5 protein-coding genes are annotated in these 6,210 nt (G+C 63.4%); 4 read left to right on the top strand and 1 reads right to left on the bottom strand.

What is annotated here, in order from left to right:
• Window positions 1–585: group II intron maturase-specific domain-containing protein (locus ACLHRZ_RS36915; protein WP_490422957.1), on the top strand; the 585-nt coding region annotated here is incomplete at its 5' end.
• A gap of 185 nt (window positions 586–770) precedes the next feature.
• Window positions 771–1,283 (top strand): IS3 family transposase, encoded by a 513-nt coding sequence (locus ACLHRZ_RS36920; RefSeq protein WP_490422958.1) that lies wholly within the window; start codon window positions 771–773, stop codon window positions 1,281–1,283.
• A 501-nt stretch (window positions 1,284–1,784) separates the two neighbouring features.
• On the opposite strand, the gene ACLHRZ_RS36925 is transcribed toward ACLHRZ_RS36920, so the two are convergent.
• Window positions 1,785–3,302: an ISL3 family transposase gene (locus ACLHRZ_RS36925; RefSeq protein ID WP_490422961.1), complete on the bottom strand. Its 1,518-nt coding sequence runs from the start codon at window positions 3,300–3,302 to the stop codon at window positions 1,785–1,787.
• 136 nt (window positions 3,303–3,438) lie between these two features.
• Here ACLHRZ_RS36925 and ACLHRZ_RS36930 point away from each other — a divergent pair, with 136 nt between their 5' ends.
• Window positions 3,439–4,020, top strand: coding sequence for a Pvc16 family protein (locus tag ACLHRZ_RS36930; RefSeq protein WP_490422959.1), 582 nt, complete (start codon window positions 3,439–3,441; stop codon window positions 4,018–4,020).
• Window positions 4,021–4,186: 166 nt separating this feature from the next.
• Window positions 4,187–6,145: an ATP-binding protein gene (locus ACLHRZ_RS36935; protein ID WP_490422960.1), complete on the top strand. Its 1,959-nt coding sequence runs from the start codon at window positions 4,187–4,189 to the stop codon at window positions 6,143–6,145.
• Window positions 6,146–6,210 lie beyond the last annotated feature (65 nt).

A 6,210-nucleotide genomic window follows, 5' to 3' on the forward strand; every position in this document is an offset into this window, starting at 1 on the left:
GTGAGATCCCCGCCGCCGACTCACCCGGTGCTGCACTGCGTCACCGAGCAGCAGGCCCGCAAGGTGCTGGCCGCGCTTGCGGACAGGATGGCCGAGGTCGGGCTGCAGCTGCATCCGGCCAAGACCCGGATCGTGTACTGCCAGGACGGGAAGCGCCGGCGCTCGTACGAGCACACGGCGTTCACCTTCCTCGGGTACACCTTCCGCGCCAGGCTGAACCAGAGCCGACACGGCAAGCGATTCGTCGCGGTCGACCCGGCAGTCAGCAAGGACGCCCTGAAGAAGATGGGGCGGGAGGTGCGTTCCTGGCGCCTGCACACCCGCTCCGACCTGTCCTTCCAGGAGCTCGCAAACAGGATCAACCCTGTGCTGTCGGGCTGGATCAACTACTACGGCCGGTACCGGTGGTGGGAGTTGGATGCCTTCCTGATGCGCATCAATGCCTACTTGGTGCGCTGGATCCGCCGGAAGTACAAACGGCTCTCGGCCAAGCGGAAGGCCATCGCGAAGATGCAGGAGATCGCCCAGCGATACCCCCGCATGTTCGTGCACTGGCGCCTGACCACGAACGCCGTACTGGTCTGACGAACAGAACGACAAGAGCCGTATGACGGGAGACTGTCACGTACGGATCTGTGAGAGCCGAGGGGTGAGATTCCCCTCGGCTACTCGGCAACACACTTCAAGCTGGGCTGCGCCAGCCCAAGTTGAAGATCCTTATTGAACCGAAACTCTTCGGGTTCCTTTTCGCAAAGCTGTGACCTGCGAGGATGCCGCAACAGTCCAGGAAATTCAAGAGTTTCGGATCAATAACCTACATACCGACCGGAGAGGGATGGCTGTACCTCGCTACCGTAATCGACTGCTGCACCAAAGAAGTTGTCGGGTACGCGCTCGACGACTACCGGATGCCTCTCATCGCCCGTGCAATCCGTAACGCGGCGCGGAACCGAAAGCTCGCCAAAGACGCAATATTCCACAGCGATGGCGGCAGCAACTACATGTCTGGCGAGTTCGCCGGTGTCCTGAACGAGCTTCAGCTGAGGAAGTCTGCCGGCCGCACAGGAATCTGCTTCGACAATGCGATGGCCGAATCGTTCTTCGGAACTCTGAAGAACGAACGTGTATCACGCGTAACGTACTTGACCCGGGAGATCGCACGGCAGGACATCACCCGCTACATCGAATTCTGGTACAATCGCAAACGCCTTCGCTCAGCCGTGGGTTACCGCCCTCCAGCCGAGGTCCACGCCGATCATCAGAAGCTGCGAATCGCCGCGTGAAATAGACCGTCAGACGAGTGTCCGGAAAACATGAGGCCCCTCAGTTCTGCCGCCTCGCAGCTGAGGCCACTGGACGGCCGGGCAGAGCCAGCGGTCGGACGGCAGTCACCGAGGTGCCGGTCTGACTCGACTCGGGCGGGACCGACGTCGCCCCGGCGTGAGCGCAGACACCGCCCATGCCGCTACCCGAATTGACCAGGCGTCGGCCGAGGTGATCTCCGCAAGCAGCTGTGCCCCGGCCGCCCCTCGGGGAGGCAGCCAGAGGCCGGGGCACAAGATCAGTCTGCCATGTCGGGACGCGGCGCTGCAGGCGACTCCCGAGCACTGGGCTGCTTGCTCTACCTCGTCACCGCCGGCGGAGGAGACGGCGCACGCTTTTGATGGCGCTACGCCGCCGGCATCGGCGATGCCATGGCCGCCTACCTCGCCTTCGAAGGAGGGTGTACACCAGGTGGCTCTTCCAAGATTTTCGTAGCCGGTGATCGCTGTGTCCGCTGGAGGTCAGTTGAGCAGGATGCGCTGGCGGAGGAGCGGGAAGCCGGCCCGGCCGTACGTCTGCCGTTCGAGGAGTTTGATTTTGTGGTTGATGCCCTCGGTGCGTCCGTTGTGCCAGGGCAGGGTGAGGGCGGCGTCGACGGCGGTGCGGTCGTGTTCCAGGCCGGTGGCGAAGGAGTGCAGGAAGGGCAGGTCGGCCGCGCGGGTCCGGGCGATCCAGTCGTCCAGTCGCAGGGGATTGTCCGGTGCGGGGGCGAGGAGTGCGGCGAAGTCGCCGATCTGGGTGGCGAGGGCGGTCATCTGCGGGCAGGCGGCGGCCAGTTTGTCGCGCAGCGCCGACTGGTCTTCCTTGAGGTGGGCGGGGTCGGTGAGCAGGAGGCGGGCGGTGCGCCGTGGGGAGAGGGTGGCGTGGTCGGCTTCGACGCGGCCCTGGGTGATGTAGCGGACCAGGAGGTTGGCGCTGCCGGTGTAGCCGAGTGTGCGGATCTCGGCGAGCAGGCGGGTGACGGGGACGGCGGGGGTCTCGGCCCGGCGTCGACGCAGATGCTCGCGGTAGGGGTCGACCAGGGTGGGGCGGTACTGCGGGGCTCGGATGAGCCGGTCGGGTTCGGTGTGGCGGGCATAGCGTTTGACGGTGTTGAGTGCGATATTGAGGCGTCGGGCGCATGCGAGCAGGCCCACGCCCTGGTCGAGGAGGTCGTGGACCTGCTGCCAGCGTTCTCGGGTGGTCTGCGCGCGTCGGCCCTCGTGGATCGGTGGTCCCAGGGGCGCCCAGCAGGCGCTGTGCGCCAGGACTTCCCGCTGGGCCGCCTCGCCGAGCAGGTGCCACATGTGCCAGCGGTCCATGACCTGCACCACGTGGGGTGCCGCGTCGGTGATGGCCTGGGCGAAGCTGCCGGCCCCGTCCCGGCAGACGGCCTCGAATCCCGGATGCTCGCGCAACCAGCCGGCGACCGTTTCCCGGGCGCGGTCCGCGAGCACGTCGACGCGGGCACCCGTGGCGGCGTCGGTGATGATCGTGGCGTAGCGGTGGCCGCGGCGCAGGGCGAACTCGTCGATGCCCAGCACCCGCGGGACCGCCGGAGCCGGCACGGGGATGCGCATCAGGCAGTTCAGGACGGTTGCCCAGGACAGCACGCAGTGCAGCACGGCCGGCAGCCGGGCCCCGGCCGATCCCGCCAGCGCCACGGCCACCGCGTCCACCACGTGCTGCAGGGCCGGAGTGCGCCGCTGATAGCGCACCGTCAGCCCGGTGACCTGCTCGACGAAGGTGGTCTTCGGACACTCGGAACTCTCGCAGTACAGGCGGCGCACCGACAAGTCGATCACGACGGCCCGGCCGCCGACCGGCTCGTCCGCGACGTGCCGCACATACCGGGAGTGCACCCAGTCCGACTCCGTCCCGCACCCCGGGCAGACCGCTGCGGCATCGTCCCGGGTCCGGGCCGCGATCCGCAGCAGATCACCGCTGGCCACCACACGATCGACCCGTACCACGGCCAGCTGCGGCAGCAGGTCCTCCATCTCGATGACACACACCACCAGGATGACGACACTAACCAGCCAACACCACAAGCCAGTTGACCCAATCACCGGCTACGAAAATCTTGGAAGAGCCGTTTGATTGACAGAGCCATCGCACGCATACAAGGAGCGGCCCATGTCCCTCAAAGACGTCACCGACGAGCTCAAGAGTGTAATTGAGCCCATTACAAGCGGCACACTTACCGTAAATTTTGACCCACCCGTGAAGGAAAAGATATCAGCCTCGTCGAACGCGGTCAATGTCTATCTCTACGAGATGCAAGAGGACACAAGTCGGCGAAAGTCCGGCCAAATCGTAAATCGCGACCCCAAGACCAACCATATCAAAGGCCGTCAGGACCCCCCTCGTTACCTCCGACTCTCTTACATGGCCACTGTGTGGATGTCCGACGAACCCACCGCCCACCTCTGGCTGGGACAGCTATTCATCGCACTCTCCAAAACCCGTTTCATCCTGCTGGAGAATCAGGAAAGTATAATTTTGGAAGTAGGGCAACCTCCCGTCCAGGACAGGATACTGACGGAGCTGTGGAGCACGTTTAATCAACCCTTACGGCCTTTCCTGAATATTACCGCCAGTGTACCCTTGGCGGTGGCCGCAGAAGAATCAGTCGCGCATCTTGTGGAATCCCCTGTCACCTTTGACATCGAACCGCATCCCGCACCCCCTGCCCCCAGCCCCCCCTCGGGACGGTAAATTTATGACTACGCCAGGCGAATCCGCACCAGCGCCAGGAGAAACGTGCACCGGGCGCGACTACACTCTGTGCTATTTGAGAGCACTGGAATGGCGGATCTACCGCGCAGTTTCCACTCGAAAAGAAGCCCTCCAGGTGGAGGGGCCGATCCCGGTCCCTCGCAGCATGTTCATCTCAGATGAGACTGCAGCACAGATGTGCCTCACGTCAACAACGCCCATCCTGCCTGACATTGCAGAACAGCAGTGGATCGACTACACCGAACAGCTCGGAGACGCCGCAGAACAAAAAGGGATCACATTACCGCTGCGCGATATAGCAAAGGATTTTCACCTCACCCCTTTAGATACAAAACTCCTTATCGTGGCCCTCGCCCCAGAAACCGACCCGCGATTCGAACATCTGTATGGATACCTGCATGACGACGCAACCCGCAGGCATGCCTCGCCCAGCCTGGCCCTGCAACTGAGCGGCTTAGAACAGGAAGACCCCGAAGCACGCGCGCGCCTCGCGCATGGACCGCTGCCCACTCATGGACTCATTCAGATCGACGACAACCACCGGCCGCTGCTCAGCCGCTCGCTGCGGGTGCCAGACCGTGTCACGGCCCACCTCCTGGAACAGATCTGGCCAACCCATGCCTACAGGCCAGGAATCACCCTTATCCGCACCCCCGGTCCGCTACCCCCCAGTAACGAACGGCTGGTCCGCCAAACTCAGGAAGCCCTGACCGCGAACCGACTGGTGTATCTACACGGTCGGCCAGACAGCGCCGCTCGCGCCATCGCCGAATCCGCACTCATCACCGCCTCCCAGAGGCCGAACCCCATCGTCCAGGCAGAGCCAGGCCGGGCAGCAGACGACGAAACTGCACGGGCCGTGATAGCCGAAGCACTCCTTGAAGCCCAATTGCAGCGCAGTGCCCTCCTGATCCTCGCCCCCCCAGAGCCTCTCCCGGTCCCCGATACAGGAACCGCGCCCTCAAGCACCGCGCTCGCTCAGCTCAGCGACCCGCCCCTACCCATAGCTGTCGTCGGCACCCATCACTGGAACTCCCACGGATGCGACACAACACCCGTATCAATCTCCTGCCCCCGTCCCACCACGCACGAACGAACCACCTTGTGGAATAATGCACTGGAACCCTACATCCAGAACGAACAGCAGCGCAGATCCTTCACCGCTTCAATGCGCTCCTATCGCCTCTCCCCCCACGACATACGCACGACCCTCGGCACAGCACTCACCCACGCCCGCAGCCAGAACAGCCCACTTACGCTCGCACACCTAAACGCAGCGACTCGCACGCATCGCGCCGCGGCCTTGAACCGACTCGCCCGCAGAATCGAGCCAGACGCCGACTGGGATGAGCTCATCCTCCCGGAACTTCCGAAATCTCAGCTTGCCGACCTGATCCGCCGTGCCCGCCACCGGGAACAAGTCTTGGGAGATTGGAAAATGCGCCCCGGGGCCGCCCGCGGATTCGGAGCCACCGCCCTGTTCACCGGAGAATCTGGAACAGGTAAGACCCTCGCCGCAGAAGTAGTGGCATCTGCCCTCAACCTCGACCTCTACCACATCAACCTCGCAAATGTCGTCGACAAATACATAGGCGAGACCGAAAAGAACCTTGATCGAATATTTAACCAAGCCGAGAACATCGACGCCGTACTGTTGTTCGACGAGGCAGACGCCCTGTTCGGGAAGCGCTCGGAAACTACTACCGCACACGACCGGTACGCCAATGTCGAAACCGCCTACCTTCTGCAGCGCATCGAGGCCTTCGACGGAATTTCACTGCTCACCACAAACCTGCGCGGCAACATAGACGAGGCGTTCACCCGCAGGCTTGACCTCATTATTCACTTTCCGCTACCCGACCCAGGCCACCGCCGCCAGCTCTGGGAACACTGCCTCGGCGCCGTTATCCCTCGCAGCCCCGATGTTGACCTCCACAGCCTAGCTGCACACGAGCTCAGCGGAGGAAGCATCCGGAACTGCGCAGTATCGGCTGCTTACCGCGCAGCCGACGAAGACGTCCGCCCAGTGATGCAATCTGACCTCCTCGAAGCCGTCGCAAGCGAGCTGCGTAAACTCGGCCGCACACCACCCCCAGAGAGTTGACATCAGGGGAGATTCCCGCTGTCAATCCCCTTGTGCTGTGGAGGTCTTTCAAGCGGCCAGCTCCA

It is taken from the genome of Streptomyces sp. AM25, from assembly GCF_058146165.1.